Source organism: Herbinix hemicellulosilytica, assembly GCF_002904165.1.
GTDB lineage: Bacteria > Bacillota > Clostridia > Lachnospirales > Lachnospiraceae > Mobilitalea > Mobilitalea hemicellulosilytica.
Genome location: NZ_CVTD020000015.1, coordinates 176,579 through 193,145 on the forward strand (window position 1 = coordinate 176,579; position 16,567 = coordinate 193,145).

Annotated in this window: 13 protein-coding genes, 1 pseudogene and 1 other annotated feature; of the genes and pseudogenes, 5 read left to right on the top strand and 9 right to left on the bottom strand. The window is 34.2% G+C overall.

The window, feature by feature from the left end; all coding sequences use genetic code 11:
• Positions 1-35: 35 nt before the first annotated feature.
• Entirely contained in the window at positions 36-2,822 is a 2,787-nt protein-coding gene (locus HHT355_RS05885; RefSeq protein ID WP_103202502.1) for an N-acetylmuramoyl-L-alanine amidase, read from the bottom strand.
• A gap of 902 nt (positions 2,823-3,724) precedes the next feature.
• Between HHT355_RS05885 and HHT355_RS05890 the strand changes: the two genes are divergently transcribed.
• Both HHT355_RS05890 and HHT355_RS05895 read left to right on the top strand, forming a co-directional pair.
• A complete protein-coding gene (locus HHT355_RS05890) occupies positions 3,725-4,450 on the top strand; it encodes a tRNA 2-thiocytidine biosynthesis TtcA family protein (RefSeq protein ID WP_103202503.1) in 726 nt (241 codons plus the stop codon).
• A 150-nt stretch (positions 4,451-4,600) separates the two neighbouring features.
• Complete coding sequence (locus HHT355_RS05895; protein WP_103202504.1) at positions 4,601-5,650, top strand: tyrosine-type recombinase/integrase; 1,050 nt, start codon at positions 4,601-4,603, stop codon at positions 5,648-5,650.
• Between the two features lie 395 nt (positions 5,651-6,045).
• On the opposite strand, the gene HHT355_RS05900 is transcribed toward HHT355_RS05895, so the two are convergent.
• Together HHT355_RS05900 and HHT355_RS13930 are read right to left on the bottom strand one after the other, a co-directional pair.
• Positions 6,046-6,912: an MFS transporter gene (locus tag HHT355_RS05900; protein ID WP_334293588.1), complete on the bottom strand. Its 867-nt coding sequence runs from the start codon at positions 6,910-6,912 to the stop codon at positions 6,046-6,048.
• A 67-nt stretch (positions 6,913-6,979) separates the two neighbouring features.
• Positions 6,980-7,132 (bottom strand): annotated as a pseudogene (locus tag HHT355_RS13930) (MFS transporter); the annotation flags it as partial.
• A gap of 592 nt (positions 7,133-7,724) precedes the next feature.
• Between HHT355_RS13930 and HHT355_RS05905 the strand changes: the two are divergent.
• The gene (locus tag HHT355_RS05905) at positions 7,725-8,114 is read left to right on the top strand and encodes a hypothetical protein (RefSeq protein ID WP_103202505.1); all 390 of its coding nucleotides are present in this window, start codon (positions 7,725-7,727) and stop codon (positions 8,112-8,114) included.
• Between the two features lie 360 nt (positions 8,115-8,474).
• On the top strand, positions 8,475-8,948 hold the full coding sequence (gene ybaK / locus HHT355_RS05910; RefSeq protein ID WP_103202506.1) for a Cys-tRNA(Pro) deacylase: 474 nt from the start codon (positions 8,475-8,477) through the stop codon (positions 8,946-8,948).
• A gap of 298 nt (positions 8,949-9,246) precedes the next feature.
• Here ybaK and HHT355_RS05915 read toward each other — a convergent pair whose 3' ends face one another.
• From HHT355_RS05915 to yneA, 3 genes are all read right to left on the bottom strand, one after another.
• Complete coding sequence (locus tag HHT355_RS05915; RefSeq protein WP_103202507.1) at positions 9,247-9,738, bottom strand: pyridoxamine 5-phosphate oxidase; 492 nt, start codon at positions 9,736-9,738, stop codon at positions 9,247-9,249.
• Positions 9,739-10,299: 561 nt separating this feature from the next.
• On the bottom strand, positions 10,300-12,312 hold the full coding sequence (locus HHT355_RS05920; RefSeq protein ID WP_103202508.1) for a methionine--tRNA ligase: 2,013 nt from the start codon (positions 12,310-12,312) through the stop codon (positions 10,300-10,302).
• Positions 12,313-12,496: 184 nt separating this feature from the next.
• Positions 12,497-12,742 (bottom strand) — a binding site (T-box leader).
• A gap of 88 nt (positions 12,743-12,830) precedes the next feature.
• Positions 12,831-13,202 carry a cell division suppressor protein YneA gene (gene yneA, locus HHT355_RS05925; protein ID WP_103202509.1) on the bottom strand — a complete coding sequence of 124 codons (372 nt, stop codon included), beginning with the start codon at positions 13,200-13,202 and terminating at the stop codon, positions 12,831-12,833.
• A gap of 439 nt (positions 13,203-13,641) precedes the next feature.
• Between yneA and lexA the strand changes: the two genes are divergently transcribed.
• The gene (gene lexA, locus HHT355_RS05930) at positions 13,642-14,259 is read left to right on the top strand and encodes a transcriptional repressor LexA (RefSeq protein ID WP_103202510.1); all 618 of its coding nucleotides are present in this window, start codon (positions 13,642-13,644) and stop codon (positions 14,257-14,259) included.
• Positions 14,260-14,388: 129 nt separating this feature from the next.
• Here lexA and rsfS read toward each other — a convergent pair whose 3' ends face one another.
• The 3 genes from rsfS to nadD all read right to left on the bottom strand — a co-directional run bounded on the left by rsfS (position 14,389) and on the right by nadD (position 16,561).
• Positions 14,389-14,739, bottom strand: coding sequence for a ribosome silencing factor (gene rsfS / locus HHT355_RS05935; RefSeq protein ID WP_103202511.1), 351 nt, complete (start codon positions 14,737-14,739; stop codon positions 14,389-14,391).
• A gap of 299 nt (positions 14,740-15,038) precedes the next feature.
• The gene (yqeK, locus tag HHT355_RS05940; RefSeq protein ID WP_103202512.1) at positions 15,039-15,617 is read right to left on the bottom strand and encodes a bis(5'-nucleosyl)-tetraphosphatase (symmetrical) YqeK; all 579 of its coding nucleotides are present in this window, start codon (positions 15,615-15,617) and stop codon (positions 15,039-15,041) included.
• 341 nt (positions 15,618-15,958) lie between these two features.
• A complete protein-coding gene (gene nadD, locus HHT355_RS05945) occupies positions 15,959-16,561 on the bottom strand; it encodes a nicotinate-nucleotide adenylyltransferase (protein ID WP_103202513.1) in 603 nt (200 codons plus the stop codon).
• Positions 16,562-16,567 lie beyond the last annotated feature (6 nt).

Below are 16,567 nucleotides of genomic sequence, written 5' to 3' on the forward strand. Positions count from 1 at the left end.
TCCGACTAAAATCATCTGATTTTTGTCCGAATGAATTATCTTCCGGTCGGATATAGTTCGAATACCTGAAGCAGGGTTTCGTATATTGTCTTAGCAGCTAAATACTGAAAATCCGGATCAGAAAGCTTTTTAAATTCATTTTGGTTTGACATAAAACCAAGTTCAATAAGTACAGCCGGAACAGTATTTTTGTGTACTACTGTATATTTTTCTGCTCTTATACCTCGATTGTGTGTTTTTAGGGCATATGTAATGTTATTGGCAAATAACTTTGCAAGGATTTCACTGGTAAGCCCGGCTTTGTTCGGCTTATTGTTGCTGGCGGAATAATAAACTTCAGTACCGTATACCGATTTACTCGTGCTTGCATTCATATGAAGGCTTACGAATAAATCGGCTCCGACTTTCTCCGCAAAAGCAGCCCTATCTCCAAGCGAAACGTCCACGTCAGAAATTCTTGTATAATAAACTTTAAGTTTGTCGGGGTCAGATTCAAAAAACTGCTTTCCTATCTCATACAGGATTTTAAAGTTTAAGGTTTTTTCATAGGTATTAAAATAATAGGCACCCGGCTGTGATCCCCCGTGACCCGGATCTAATACAACGATATTTTTATATATATCTTTGGGATTAGCCACTTTTACATATATATAATTTTTGTCTGCATACAACTTATATCCCTGTATCTTTGATGTAGTTACCAATATCTCCGTTTTATTCTTAGAGTTTAAAATTACTGAAACATCTTTTATTACACCGGAATTAACCTTTATCGGATTTTTACTAAAATATGATACATAATCTCCCGGCAGTTTTATGGAGAATCTGAGATTATAATACTGATCTTCATGTTCAATTTGACTTATCTTAAGGCCGGAAGGATTTGGTATGATTAATTGATATTGATCCGCACCGGATACAGGATTTTCGGGTACAACCGGATCATTTTTCCCCGGATCAGGTTCTTTTGGAACAACCGGTATTGTATTTTTGTCTTTAGGAAGCATAATGGTGAATGAATTTCCTTCTTCCGCTATATAATAATCGGCAGAATTCTTTAAGCCCAGTATCAAATGAGTTCCGTCAGAAGTATAATATACACTGGTATAATATAAGTTTATCGCATCTGTTATATTCACAAACTGGTCGCCGAAACCTTTTTTAATTCCGGGAAGGTCTACTGTTATTGTGGTATAAAAATTATTGATAACCGGATTTATAGGAAAATTACACGTTAAAGTAATATAATCCATTGTATCGTTGGTGCCGATAACCACCTTGTTTAAATAATCATAATATATCGTAAGATACAAAATATTATTATACTCGGAAGAATAGGCCAAATCATAAGTAAACTTATCTGTATTAAGCTTAAAATCCAGGCGGCTGTTTTTGGTGTCAGCCATATAGGTATGGACAGTATTTAATATTCCGTCACTGATTTCGCTCATTGAATATGTATAATCAGAAGTATACATATTTGATATATCCAGTTGAATTTGATTTCCTTTGGCATTTGACGTAACCTTTGTAAATGGAGCTGTTGAATAAATTGCATAAGTTTCGGAATTTACATACATTTTATTATCGTAAATTCTTGATACCGAATATATAACTCCACTTTCGTCCGCCTGGCTGCCGTTATCGATTGTTTGAACTCCTGTTCCCGATCTGATTAATTCTTTCGGAGTTTCCCACTGATAATGAATCTTTCCAGCATCCCAGGTCACAGGAGAATCTCCTAATTCAGGTGCTTCTTCCTTTTGATCGTTATTATTGTTTGGAATTGATTCCTGCGGTTTTTCTGTTTGACTGTCTTTTCTTGATGTAATAACAGAAGTTCCCGTATTTTTATCCCAACGATAATCAAAGCCTAGGCAGGTTGCTGTAACACTGCCCGGAACCATGACATAAGAAGTCTCAACATCATGATTGGTTACAATCATAGGAGCCGTGTCAAGTATAAAAGGGTTACCGTTTAAGTAAGCAACCGAACTTCCAATCTTCATTTCCAGAACATTTCCGTTTCTTGTTAAAGTTATTGTTTTATCCTTTGAATTATATTTATACTTCGCTTTGATGGCTGAATCGGCAAAAACCCTCTTGGCTCTTAACATGGCTGTATTGTTGGTAATAACGCTTGGCATATTGCCAAGGTCCACGGCTTTTCCGTCTATGGTTACTTTCCCCTGCGTTCCTGTATAGTAAAAAGGTTCCCCGTCATTGTAAGAAAGAAGCATAGGGAAAGAATCTCTTTCAATTGCAACAGTGCTTATTTCTTTTTTCCAGGTATATTTAAATCCGAGATTTTCACTTACAAATCTGGATGGAACAAGAATTTTAGTAACGTCTTCTTTTACATATTTTATTTTTACCGGTGCTACCGGTGCGGTAACTTTTTTCCCGTTTATATATGCTTCCGTACTTCCGATTTTAAGCACAATTGTGGTCCCATATTTAGAAATAGAAACTGTGCCTGCAGCCTTATCATATACACAATCGGCATTAATAGGCGAATTTGCAAAAATGTCTTTATATGAAACCAAAGCATAACCGTTCTGAAGAATACCCGGTGTGCTGTCTTTACTTATCTGCTTTCCGTTATATGTTACCTTGATCTGTGCATCTGTATATGTATATTCCTTTTTTGTTGTGTAATTATAAATTCTTAGCCCTGAAGCGGCCATTACCTGTTCTTTACTTAGGAAGCAAAGTTGTATGCCGATCATAAAGAACAATAACAGCATGACCGTAAACTTCTTATTATCCGTTTTTAAGCTGTAAACTTTCTTTTTTCTTTCCTTTTGCATTCCATACATCATCTTCTGTCATCAACTCCTTGTAAAATCCTTTGTCTGCAGTTTCTTTAGTCTACTTGACTTATCTGTTTTAGTACAAAATTTTCTATAAGCCATTTTGATTTTAATTCTTATGTAAATTTAACGGTTATTCAGTATATAAAACCACTTTATACGTTATATTTGAATTTTTATCTTTTGTTTTTATTCATAATTCGTCATTTGACTGTTGCCTGACCGGCTTACTGCCTTCTTTTGATTTCCCTGTCTTTTGCTTTTCTCATTTTCCTTTGTAATCTCTAATTTTATTTTCTTTTGCATCTTAGTTAATAAAATTAAAATTACTTTCGTATTTTCGGTTTGATCTTTTGTATTTGAGTTTGATAGTTTATCATTATCTTTAATTTTAAAATTTACTTGAAAAATAAAGCTTTTAAGTTTATCATTTGCATATTGGCAAACTTTAATGGTATGCTTTTCATCTATAAGGCAATTATTACAATAGTGTTAAAAAGTGTTAAAACTGTGTCACAAATAAGATTTTTTTGGATTATTAATCGAAAAAGTATATAAACCATAATATTTTAAATTATTTTATAGATTTATTACCGATTGATTGCTAATTACCAAAATCTACTATTGTAGTATATATAATTCAAATCAAATTACATTATTCTACAATTTTAGAATATTGCTATTGCTAATAATATGTATTTTATATTTTAAATATAAACAGTCAAAACCAGATACTACAGCATTAGAATGTGCATACACGTTTTGTCCATGTTTTCAATTCGAAGCAAATATGTTAGAATATACGTGATATGCTTATTTTTATTTCAGAATTCAAAATAATATATAATTTTAAAAATTTTTATTAAATTATTCTTTTAAACTAAATCTAAATGGAAAGGTACAGGAGATATATGAAACTGCAAAGACTACTTGGATTTGTAAGAAGAGCTGTCGACGATTACGGAATGATACAGGACGGAGATACGATAGCTGTAGGAGTATCCGGTGGCAAAGACAGCCTGACTTTACTTTATGCTTTAAACGAACTTAAAAAATTTTATCCCAAAAAGTATGATATACAGGCCATAACAATCAATATGGGTTATAAAGATGCCGATTTTTCAGGCGTGGCTAAATTATGCGAAGAATTAGGCGTAAATTATTCGGTCGTAGATACGGATATAGCCGATATTCTTTTTGAATACCGCAAAGAAAGCAATCCCTGTTCATTGTGTGCCAGACTAAGAAAAGGGGCTTTTAATAAAAAGGCAAAAGAACTGGGATGCAATAAAAAAGCTTATGCCCATCACTTTGATGATGTAATTGAAACTATGCTGTTATCATTATTTTATGAAGGCCGTTTCCACTGCTTCTCTCCCGTTACATACCTTGACAGGTCAGACATAACTCTGATACGGCCTCTTATTTACCTGGAAGAAAAAGATATAATAGGTTTTAAAAATACCTATCAGCTCCCGGTTGTTGAAAACCCTTGCCCCGTTGACGGCTATACAAAACGGGAAGAAATGAAGCAACTGATTAAAACCATGAATAAACAGAGTCCCGGCCTTAAAAAGAGACTCTTTAATGCCATTAGAGAAGGAAATATTGACGGATGGTCTCTGGATCAAAATTAAGTGATAAAGAAATTTATTTTTCTATTCATAATAGTAATCATTAAAATGTCCCTTTTTACGCAAAAGTCTAGCAAAGTCCATGCCTTATGCTTATAAAGAAAAAATTAAGGGTATCCGTATCAAAAATCGTCCTACGAAAGGAGCATCCCTATGGCTGAACTGAATTATCATGACCAGGTGGATATTGATAATGCAGTTAAACTGCGTAATCTTCTTGAAAAGCTCCCCAGGTTTTGCAAAGATTTCTTCCGGGGAATAGAGAACACCACCTCATCCAGAACAAGAATAGCCTATGCTTATGATTTGGGAGTATTTTTTGAATTTCTGGCTAACAATAATCCTCATTTTAAGAACACTCCCATTACGGATATAAAGGTTGACGTATTGGATCAACTGTCCCCTCTCGATATAGAGGAATATTTGGAGTATCTTAATTATTATAATTCTGACGGAAAAGAGTACGTCAACCGTGAAAACAGCAAAAAACGTAAATTAGCATCTTTACGGAGCTTTTATAATTATTTTTATAAAAAGCAGATTATAAAAACCAATCCTCCTTCGCTTGTTGATATACCTAAGATTCATGAAAAAGAAATTATCCGCCTCGATCCAGACGAAGTGGCTATGCTGCTTGATGAAGTCGAAAATCCGGAAAACTTAACAAAAGCCCAGAAAAAATTTCATTCAAAAACCAAAACCCGAGACCTGGCTTTGCTGACTCTTTTGTTGGGTACAGGAATCCGTGTTTCCGAATGTGTGGGCCTGGATATTGACGATGTGGATTTTAACAATAACGGGATAAAAATAAGACGTAAGGGCGGAAATGAGGTTGTTATTTATTTCGGAGACGAGGTCAGGGAAGCTTTGCTTAATTACTTGGAAGAAAGAAAAAGATTGATACCGGAAGAAGGCCATACCAATGCCCTGTTTTTATCCCTGCAGATGAAACGTATGTCGGTACGGTCCGTAGAAAACCTGGTTAAAAAATATTCTTCTGCCGTGACCAAATTAAAGAAAATCACGCCCCATAAGCTTAGAAGTACATACGGTACCAATCTTTACCGCGAAACCGGTGATATCTATCTGGTAGCCGACGTTCTTGGCCATAAAGATGTAAATACAACCAAGAAACATTATGCTGCTATCGAGGACAGCCGTCGCCGCAGTGCGGCTAATATGGTTAAGTTAAGAAAGGGATAAGTAATACTGTATTCCTATTATAATGCTATTGGGTTAGATATATTCTAAACCCTAACTCTAGCAACAGTAAATTTTAAATGAAATATATGGTAATTGCTTGTACATAATAATATTAAAAAATTCAGGCTTTCTATGACATCATCATAGAAAGCCTGCTTCTTTCAAAAAAATCTTGTTTAGTAATTTTACCTATATTAAGTTAATATACGCTTAATATCCTGATATTGTCAAATGTCGGATCATTTTTTCTGGTACCTTGATAAGAAAGGTAATTCATCAACTTCTACTCAACCATACTCATGGATTAAATGGAATAAACGATTTGTTGATGACGGAAATTTAAGCTGGTATGATTACCTGACTATTGCATTTATTCTATCATTCAATGTCGAACTTTAAAGCGACTCATGGTATTTGTATTTTTTCAGTATTCTTCCGAAAATAAGACATATAACCATACCTAATATTCCGAGAATGAATATCATCAAACCTGCCCCGGAGCCCTTACCCATACCAAACATACTAGCCATTATACTTTCACCGGGTATTTGCTCCATGAACGGTTCACAAATCACATCGACCATCCAGCCGCCAAAGAAAAACCCTATGGGTATGGTAAAAAATTGCAAAGTATTACGACATGAATATACTCTTCCCTGCATTTCTGTAGGTATCGTCGATCTTACGATAACATCCAGACTGGTACTCATCAACGGGACTGGCAAATATCCCAGTATCTGTGCAATACACCATGCAACCGGACTTCTGGTAAGTGACATAAGAAAATTATCTGTTGTTAGTGAAAACAGCATTGTTGCCACGATAAGACGTATCCGGTCTTTTGGAGGTGGCAAAACAGATGCTAACATACTGCCTGCAAGCATAACAATACCCGCAAATGAAGTGACAATACCAAGAATTGATTCACCGCCATTTTCTCTGGGCAGAATAAAGGCCGGAAGCACTGCATCAAAAGCTGATGCAACCAAATTGACACCCGACAAAAAGAGGATTAGCATCAGAACCATTCTGTTTTCGTTCAGGCATTTAAGTCCTGCCTTGGCAGACTCAATCAGTGTTTCACTTTGCCTTTCTTCAGATACTTTCACCGGTGGAATCTCTACAAACAACAGTAACGCAACAAATGCAACCAAAAATGTGCATAAGTCCACCGCTATTACAAGATTCATGCCACCTATCGCATAAAGAGACGTAGCAATCATCGGGTGCAAAACTGTAATCAGTGATCCGGAAAATGACATTAAGCCGCCACCTGTCGGATAGGGCTCCGGCAAAAATACTCATTAAAACATACGGAATGTAAGAACAAATAGTTAACAATGCAGTTTGCAGTGCCGACCCGGTCGCCTGATACAACCATAAGGTTAAAGCGAAGTTCGTCATTGTGCTTCCAAGCTGTGATAATTCTTGTGTACTCCATAAGATATAGAAATTCTTTAGCTCATGTATTCTGTTTTTCATTTTGACTTTGCTCCTTTGATTTTACTTTTTTATATCAAAAGTGCAAAGCCTGAGGATAACAGCCCTTAATGGCCTAACGCTCCATGCAGTATCCTCAAACCTTGCATGGAGCTTCTACGCTCATAAGAATCATATGTTTCTCCTCCGTTTTTTTAATTACCATGTATGAATATTTAATACTAATTAATAACTATATTACATAAATCTCATTACTTTGTAAATTACCACTGTAATCTTTGTTATACATTGTGGTAATAAAAAAATTTTGCTAAAAATCTGAAATAACCTAAGATTAATATAATTTTATTAATAAAATAATAAAAAAATATTTTAATTATCTTGTAATACAATTATAATTATGGTATAAATTAAATATTTTCATATAAGTTGTTTATAAATTTAATATATCCTATGCAAAGGAAGTGGTAATAAATATTTTATAATTTGACAATAGCCTAAAGGGTAAATAAAGCAATAATTTACCCAAAAGCAATAGAATATTTAGAAGATTTCATATTTTAAATTCCACTATAAACAGTTTATAATGCACAAAAATGTTTGCTTTTAGATTTTTACAAGAGAGGAAACTGACATGGACAAAACAGAATTAATAATGTCATTAGCAAAACTAATTAACGATACAGAAAAAAGTGACTACATTATAGAGGAAAAACAGCTGGATAAAAACACTTACTTGAGTCTTGTTGCAAAAGATAAAGATGAAAACATTCAAACGCATCCGGACTTCGAAGCCCTTATCAGTATTCTTAAATATTATAATTCAAAAACATTAAATTACGTTATTATGAGATTGAACGAAAATAAAAGAAAATTCTTTATTGAATTTAACGATAATGAGAAAGAAAAATTTCTCAGTGATGTAAGGGATTTATATGAAAAATTTATCGGAGCCAATACCAAATACTTACCCTTCCTCGAAACAATAATCACAGACTGGCTGGATAATCTGCTTAAACAATAATACCATTTTACATATTAAACAATAATCCGATTTTACATAGATGACCTGAATGCATATAATTGCTTTCAGGTATTTTTTTATTAGTTATATGTAAAACATAACTTCTTACAAAAGTCCTTTATTGCCATTACTTAGGGAGTAACAAGCCCTCTACCTTCGGTCAGAGGTTTTCTATAAATACACTTAGCACTATTTTTTTGTATTTAAAATTAAAATTTACTATATACATAATGCGTGTTATATTTATACTAGTTGGATTAATTAATTATCAATTCTTAATAAGACATTTTTAATTATAACTTATCATAATATAATCTCTGTTTTATGTTTCATATCAATATATTAAAAGGAGATATACTTATGGAAAAGACAAATGTGATGAGAATTCTCGACCAAAAAAAGATAAATTATAAAAGTCATTCTTACGTAGACACCGATGCAATAAGCGGTATTGAAGTAGCAAAAGTTTTAAATCAGGACCCTAAAAGGGTATTTAAAACCCTAGTAACTGTTTCCGCCAGTAATAAAAATTATGTATTTGTAATACCGGTAGAAAAAGAATTAAATCTAAAAAAGGCTGCCAAAGCAGTCGGCGAAAAAAAGATTGAGATGCTAAAATCAAAAGATTTGCTTCCCCTCACAGGTTATGTCCACGGTGGCTGCTCTCCAATCGGTATGAAAAAATTCTTTCCTACTATAATTGATCAAAGCGCAGCCCAATATGACACTATCATTTTTAGTGCCGGCAAAATAGGATATCAGGTAGAACTAAGCCTGGAAGACTTGAAAAAAGTAATTGCTTTTTCATTGGGGGATGTCTGTGAAGAAGTCTGAGATTATTTGCTTTTATGCTTCATTAATATAAGCCTATAGACTTATAAATATTTGCTATAAATTTATAGGCTTATATTTAATACTCATCCGTGTCTGCGCTGTAAGTCAGTGTTTTCTCGTAAAGTTTCATAGTTATATTACTAAACCCGTATTTTCCCAAACTCTTAAACCGAAAACTCCTGTAAATTTCTGATGATTTAAAATAATCATCTTTGGACTTTTTGACCGATGTTGATGCGGCGTATACTAAATCAAAACTATTTGGCTTTTAAACTAAACCTTTAACTTAATTCTAGGCTTATCTAAATCTTCTATCCATACCTTCAGTTTTATTTACAAAGTCCATATCATAACGGACAGCATGATGATCTTTAATTACGGTTGCATTTGTTATACGGACTGCCAAAATAACTAAGTTTTTATCCTCTTCGTTATTTGCCATATCATACCATGGAGCAAAAGTTTTGCGAAGTTTCTCCCGCAACGTGGCATTTTTAGGGTCTTTAATCCATCCAAGATTTTCGCCAATTCCGTTTCCCGAAAACCATTCTCCGCCTACCGCAAAGGCAACTTCAGGATTTTTTTCTATCTGCTGCATTTTTAATGAAGTTGCATAAGTTGTTATATAGAACACGCCATCTTCATACATAGCGTCCACTTCACGAACAAAAGGCCGGTGTTTACCGTCTTCGTTCGGCTCCAATGCAATTGTAGCCAGGGATATTACATTATCTTTTCCATTGCCGCATCTTTCTTCAATTATTTTTAACCCTTCTTCAAACCTGCCCATTTTTATCCTCCTAAATCATTTATTATTTATATGGTTTTCAGTTTTTCATACATTTCATTTAATAATACCATTATATACCAGATATGGCTAAATGTAAAGAAATTTTTGAACATATGTTCGGTTTTGTAGTTAATAATTATTTTAACGGATATCTCACCTAAAAACTATAACGGAATCATATGGCTTTTCCCGGCAATTTTATTAATTCATTGATTTACCAATAATAATAGAATGCTGTCTTTAATTTATGATATATCATCCTAACCCGGTCCTATATAAATCCATTACCTATGCACCGGCTAGATTGAACTGTTTATTTTTTAATTTAAAAAGGTTGCCGCATAACATAAGCGGGGATATTGATACCCCCTCATACGCCGTAAATCCTGTCCTATTTTGTAGTCTTAGGTTTAAACACCGGAATTTTTCCTGTGACACACAAAATATCGGAACTTTTTTGGCGTATAAGAATTATATCAATATCCCCTTAGATTTTAATCTCGGCAACCTTTATTCTAAATTCAAGGTAAGTGAATTACATAATAATACCGAATATACCATTTATTCCAGCTGGCTTTCATGTTTCTTAAAGAAATCTACTCTGGGTTCAAGGAATTTGAGTTTATGCTCTTTCATATCCGGAATGAAATAATCCAAAGGCTCAAATATAGTTTCCCAATCCCATATTCTTTCATCCACACCCAGGTATTCTCTTACCATTTCTGCACCTGTAGGAGCAAGCGGATGAACCAATGTGGCAATAACCCGAACGGCATAGAATGAGTCGATTAATACCTGCCTTCTAAGAGCATCATCGTCATTATTTTCGGCAATACGTATATTGTTTACATAATATTTGTTGCTGTTGCGGACATAAGTGTCAAGCAAGTCAAATATACGATGAAACTCATGGTTATACATGTGTCTTTCATATTTTAATATGACTTCTTTTGCTTCATCCAGTATATTTTGGCTGACTTTACCTTCAGGTATATGGGAATCATAATATTTCTGAGCCGTATAGAAGCAGGAACGGATTAACCTGTTATATACATTGGTTAACAGGTTGCCCTGATTTAATACAGGGTCCATACCCCCCTGTTTATCCTTCTGGAATACGGCAGGCTGGAAACTTGCACTCTTGGTATCCAGTCCCAGGCTTATAAAATGCATACGCAGCTGTTCATTTGTATAATATTGCAGCAGTTCATCGGCCATCGGCGGTTTAATATCGGAGCTGCTGCTTGCCTTTTTATCCATGAAAAGCACATGGTTATTGGCTATAAGGTGAGGAAGGATTAAATCACCGTCTTTAGGTATAATCTTCGGTTCATCCTCATCCTGAAGAGCCATAAACATAGCCATCTCGGCAATACCATAGAAATAAATATTGTCCTCACCTATAAACTGATAAACATTGGCATCTTTGGAGCACCACCAGTCTTTCCAGTCCTTGGATGAAGCATTGCCGTTTTCCAGATAAGTCTGAGTAAATGATATCGGAGCCCACAAAGATTCAGGCCATACCCAGAAAGTTAAACCTTCAAGCCCTTCCTTAACAGGAGCTTTTACACCCCATTCTACATTTCCGGTTAACCTGAATGGTACCAGGGTTTTTCCTGTTCGGAAGTTTATACCGTGATTTGCAATCATTTCGGTTGCTTTTTCTCTGTCCTTTAGTGTCTTAAACACGAGGGTAACCGAAGGTTTTTTCTCTTCTTCTATATATTCATGTTCAGGCAGCTTATCAATGATTTCTTTAAGTTTTTCAAGCTGATTCTTCTTAATATAAATCATAGGAGGACGCAAAAACTCTTCCATGGTATTAAGAAGATATTTTCTGGAATTGGTATTGTTTCTGAGATATTCGACTCTTTCGGAAAGCAGCTTATGAAACTCCTCCAGCTTAAAGTACCAGTTTGTAACGTTTATGATTTCAGGTGTTTTTCCGGATAAAGTGCTTTTCGGATTTATAAGTTCATTAGGCATATACTGATGACCTAAAGAGCATTCATCCGCATAACCTCTTTCCGATTTGCAGCCTTCGATAGGGCATTCTCCCACTACCTGTCTTCCGTTTAAAAGCACCTTAAACTCTGGATCATAAAACTGCGGTGTAGACAGCTTCTCAAGATAACCTTTTTCATAAAGCTTTTCAAAAATTTCCTCGGAAACCTTATTATGAATTTCGCCGCTTCTTCCCAATGCGGAAGCACCGTAGAGATTAAGACTGATTTCATAATCGTCCAGGGTTTTCTTTTGCCTTAAATGATTTTGGTTTACATACTCTTCTATAGTTCCTTTATAACCCTCTTCTTCACAAAGCTTGCGGTAGCTCTCTAAAATCGGTGAACCGTAGCAGTCTGTACCTGAAACAAATATTACATTCTCCTTGCCGATTCTGTCTCTTAAAAATCTTGCAAAAACATCGGCATGGATAAATACACCACCTATATGCCCGAAATGAAGTCCCTTATTTCCGTATGGCATGCCCGCCGTTACAATAGCTCTTTTCGGAAACTTGGGCCTTTCCCATTCTTTTTCGTTTCTTTTTTTAAAATTATCCTCGTTCATAAGTCTCCTCCTTAATCCCTTTAGTAGCTTACTGATATTACCTGTCAAACCGGTAAAACATATGAAATGTTAAATTATTATTTAAATATTGGATTACAAATTAATTATTTTTGTAGTTCTTATATTCACAGGAAAGTTACATTTTTCTGTGGCATAAAAAAACCCTACAATAATCCGTGATTATCGTAGGGACGAATTCATCGTGGTGCCACCCTATTTCTTTGATATGTCGCCATATCAAACTCATTAGGTACAAAAATATACCTTAGTCCTGTAACGTGGACACACGTCATAGCATCACCGGAAAGACTAATCCGGATCCGTATGCGGCTCCGAGGCTTGCTTCATCCTAACTTCCCCATTCCTTCTCAGCTTTAGCGGAACTCTCTGTAGGTTCCGTTAAGACTACTCTTCTCTTCACAGCCTTTTTATTTATTCAATTGATTCAATATTTCTTTATCCGTATGGTATGATATTCTAATCAAAAAGTCAAGTAATATTTTTCACCTAAAATGGTACTAGTAATTAGTCGAATCTGTATAATACGGAACAATAATATAATTTCCCGCATGTATCTTTTCCGATGTAAGCCCATTGCTTAACATGATTTCTTCAACATATTCATTCAAATCTTTATATTCACAGGACATATACCTGGAAGCAATGCTCCATAAGGTATCCCCGTTTTGAATCTGCACACTGGTTACTTGCTTAACCCTTTTATTGCTGTTGGTTGCTGTGGCTGTTTTTGTAGTAAATAAAACTGTAAGGATTATTATAATTATTATTATAGCCAGACCTAACCACTTAATATTCCTATTTCCCGATCTGTTGTATGAACTTTTCCTTGCAGGTTTTGAATCCAGGTCATTCAGATATGTATTGTTCATAATATCTACCTCCCGCCTATTAAAAAGATTAAATGTTAAATCACAGCATTAAATAAAACACGGACAATTAAATAATCTAATATCAGCACCCATTAACTTTACATAATGATATTATGTCTTTCTCATCTTTAGGATATGTTTTTATTTCTTACTTTTACGTTCATGTTTAAGTGAATTATTTTTGAATCCAAGTAAATTTTAAGGGAAAAATATACCACGAACATATGTTTATATGAATTATATCGAACATACATTTGTTTGTCAATATAAAATTCGAACATATATTCATTTTTTCAAACATTTTTTCGTTTTTTAGAACATAGGTTTTGCATTTTCCTGCCAGTTGTGTTATACTATAAAAAATGATAAAAACCTATTAACTTTAAATGATAAATACTACCCTATGAAAAATAGAATGGATATTTTAGGAGGAAATCTAATGGGATATGGTAGGATAAGTAATAAGCAAAAAGAGATACTGGAATTTATAAAAGCTCAGATTATAAATAAGGGATACCCGCCGGCAGTTCGCGAAATTTGTGAGGCTGTAAACCTAAAATCAACCTCATCGGTTCATTCTCATTTGGAATCTCTTGAAAAAAACGGATATATTCGCAGAGACCCTTCAAAACCCAGGGCTATTGAAATAATAGATGATGAATTTAACCTTACAAGACGGGAACTTGTTAATGTTCCGATTGTAGGTACTATTACTGCAGGACAGCCTATCCTTGCTGTTGAAAATATTGAAAGCTATTTTCCTATTCCTTCTGAATTTATGCCCAATACCGAAACCTTTATGTTAAAAGTCAAGGGCGACAGTATGATTAATGCGGGAATATTTGACGGTGACAGAATTATAGTGCAAAGACAATCCCATGCCAAAAACGGTGACTATGTTGTTGCTCTGATAGATGATGAAGTTACGGTAAAGACCTTTTATAAAGAGAACGGTTATTTCCGCCTTCAGCCTGAAAATGATGCTATGGAACCTATTATAGTTTCCGATCTGCAAATCCTTGGTGTTGTAATAGGGCTTTTCCGTATAATTAAATAATTTACTGACGATTCTTAGACTTAATTATTCTACACAGATATTTTAATTCAGTTTACTTCAGTTACTTCAATTATTCTTATACAATAAAAAACAGTGCCAGCTACCCTTAAAGGTAACTGGCACATATTATTATAACTGATCTATACTAACTGTTTTTCCGTCTCTCCAAATTCTTTCAAGATTATAAAACAGGCGGTCTTCTTTTGAAAAAACATGAACAATTACATCGCCATAATCCATCAGTATCCAACTGGCACTTCTTATACCTTCTATTCTCAACGGCTCATAACCGTTCTTACCCAGCTTTTCAAGGACAGAATTCATTAAAGCATCGACCTGAAGAGCATTGGAACCGCTTGCGATTATAAAATAATCGGCTATTATGGATATATCCTTTATATCTATTATTGTGATTTCTTCCCCTTTCTTTTCATCCAGGGCTTCATATGCCAGTTTGACCTTTTCCTTTGATTTTTCCATATCTACCTCCAAAAAATAATTATGACTATATCAACAGGTTACAAATAACTTCTTTTGTATATAACTATTTAATTACTTATTCAATGTGCAATATCTGACGTACTGCCACTTATTTGATTTGTAAAAATGCTTTATATTATTGATTTTAGCTATTTTTGTATTTTGCTTTATGATATTACATTTAATTTAATTTAAATTACAGTCAATGCATTTATGTTTATTAATTTAAATAAAATATTAGAACATGACGGTCTTACAAAATAAGCACATTAATTGTTTATTGTTAGATTTTATAAAAATCATTTGCTTTGACATAGGTTTACATAATAATTATATGTTTCTATAGTCAAAGGATCTATAAATGCGTTTATTGACTTTAGGTATTCCAATATTCTGCCGGATATAAACATAACCGCCTCATCCAAATCATCATTATAAGCTATTTTCCTAGCCTTGTCCAAATGCAAAATTGGATTTCTGTACGGCTCAATAAAATCGGCAACATATACAATCTTCTCCAGTTCTGACATGGCGGGCCTGCCTGTGGTGTGACTAATTATGGCGTTAAGAATCTCTTCGTCTGTAATTCCATAAAATTCTTTTGCATAAGCAGCACCTACTTTGGCATGAAGAAGATATGGTGCCTTAATTTCGGCTTCAGTTATATGCAAATTAAATTTCCTGCATTCACTTATCAGTTCTTCATCCGACAAATGCTTGGCACAATCATGAAGAAGGCCTGCGGTTCTTGCTTTTAGAGTATCACAACCGTATATCACCGCAAGGTCATAACAGACCTCCTCTACGCCAAGAATGTGTCTGTATCTTTTTTCTGATAATGTTTTTTCAAGGCTTTTTCTTATATGTTCCAGCTCCATATAAATACCTTTTTCTAATCTAATATTATCATGATTCAATATTTTAAATCTTATTGCCTTACCCGGTTTTAAACGCTTAGTATTGTAACATACTTATAATCCGATGTAAAGAAAACCTATTTGCTTTCATCAATAAAGCATTAACCGTTTATAGCTTATAGGTAGCAAAAATATTCGACAATACGAATAAGTTTTATCAATTTTAAAATTGACCAATAATTCGATGGAAAATTTCCTAAAATATGCAGAGCTTTCAAATTTAAGGTTGCACACAAAAGTATTATTCATAAGTAATTCTGATTAAGTCGTTAATTTATTCTGATTAAGTCGACATAATCTTTTTATGTATACAGATTATGCCGTTTTATATAATCTAAAACCTCATCCGGTACATAATAACGAACCGATTTATTTTTTGCTATCCTTTCACGGATAAGTTCCGAAGAAATCCCAATATATGGCATATCAAGCAAAATTATTTTTCCGTTATAAGTTTTCTCCAAGTAATTAGCTTGTTTTCTTAATTGTTCAAGAGAATAGTTTTCTCTGCCTCCTGCAACAAGAATACTTAAATTAAATACCGTTTGCGGGTCTTTCCATTGCGTCATCATCATTAACGAATCTGCCCCGACAATAAAATAAAACTCAGTATCAGGCTCTTTTTCTTTAAGTATTTTCAAAGTGTCAGACGTATAGGTAATTCCGGGCCGGTTAAGCTCTATATCTGACAAGACAAAATTAGGGTTATCTTTGATTGCCAGCTTTACCATATTTAATCTGTGTTCAGCGCTTAACACATCTATATCTGCCTTATGGGGCGGATTCATGGTAGGCATAAACAGGATATAATCCAACTTAGCCTGATCATATGCATGTTCAGCCAGAAACAAATGACCGTTATGGATTGGATTAAAGGTCCCGCCCATAATACCGACCTTTTTCATAAAATT

What these genes read in the sequence shown, in the direction of transcription:
- HHT355_RS05885 (WP_103202502.1), bottom strand. Translation starts at nt 2,822, where the DNA reads ATGATGTATGGAATGCAAAAGGAAAGAAAAAAGAAAGTTTACAGCTTA.
- HHT355_RS05890 (WP_103202503.1), top strand. Translation starts at nt 3,725, where the DNA reads ATGAAACTGCAAAGACTACTTGGATTTGTAAGAAGAGCTGTCGACGAT.
- HHT355_RS05895 (WP_103202504.1), top strand. Translation starts at nt 4,601, where the DNA reads ATGGCTGAACTGAATTATCATGACCAGGTGGATATTGATAATGCAGTT.
- HHT355_RS05900 (WP_334293588.1), bottom strand. Translation starts at nt 6,912, where the DNA reads ATGTCATTTTCCGGATCACTGATTACAGTTTTGCACCCGATGATTGCT.
- HHT355_RS05905 (WP_103202505.1), top strand. Translation starts at nt 7,725, where the DNA reads ATGGACAAAACAGAATTAATAATGTCATTAGCAAAACTAATTAACGAT.
- ybaK (WP_103202506.1), top strand. Translation starts at nt 8,475, where the DNA reads ATGGAAAAGACAAATGTGATGAGAATTCTCGACCAAAAAAAGATAAAT.
- HHT355_RS05915 (WP_103202507.1), bottom strand. Translation starts at nt 9,738, where the DNA reads ATGGGCAGGTTTGAAGAAGGGTTAAAAATAATTGAAGAAAGATGCGGC.
- HHT355_RS05920 (WP_103202508.1), bottom strand. Translation starts at nt 12,312, where the DNA reads ATGAACGAGGATAATTTTAAAAAAAGAAACGAAAAAGAATGGGAAAGG.
- yneA (WP_103202509.1), bottom strand. Translation starts at nt 13,202, where the DNA reads ATGAACAATACATATCTGAATGACCTGGATTCAAAACCTGCAAGGAAA.
- lexA (WP_103202510.1), top strand. Translation starts at nt 13,642, where the DNA reads ATGGGATATGGTAGGATAAGTAATAAGCAAAAAGAGATACTGGAATTT.
- rsfS (WP_103202511.1), bottom strand. Translation starts at nt 14,739, where the DNA reads ATGGAAAAATCAAAGGAAAAGGTCAAACTGGCATATGAAGCCCTGGAT.
- yqeK (WP_103202512.1), bottom strand. Translation starts at nt 15,617, where the DNA reads ATGGAGCTGGAACATATAAGAAAAAGCCTTGAAAAAACATTATCAGAA.
- nadD (WP_103202513.1), bottom strand. Translation starts at nt 16,561, where the DNA reads ATGAAAAAGGTCGGTATTATGGGCGGGACCTTTAATCCAATCCATAAC.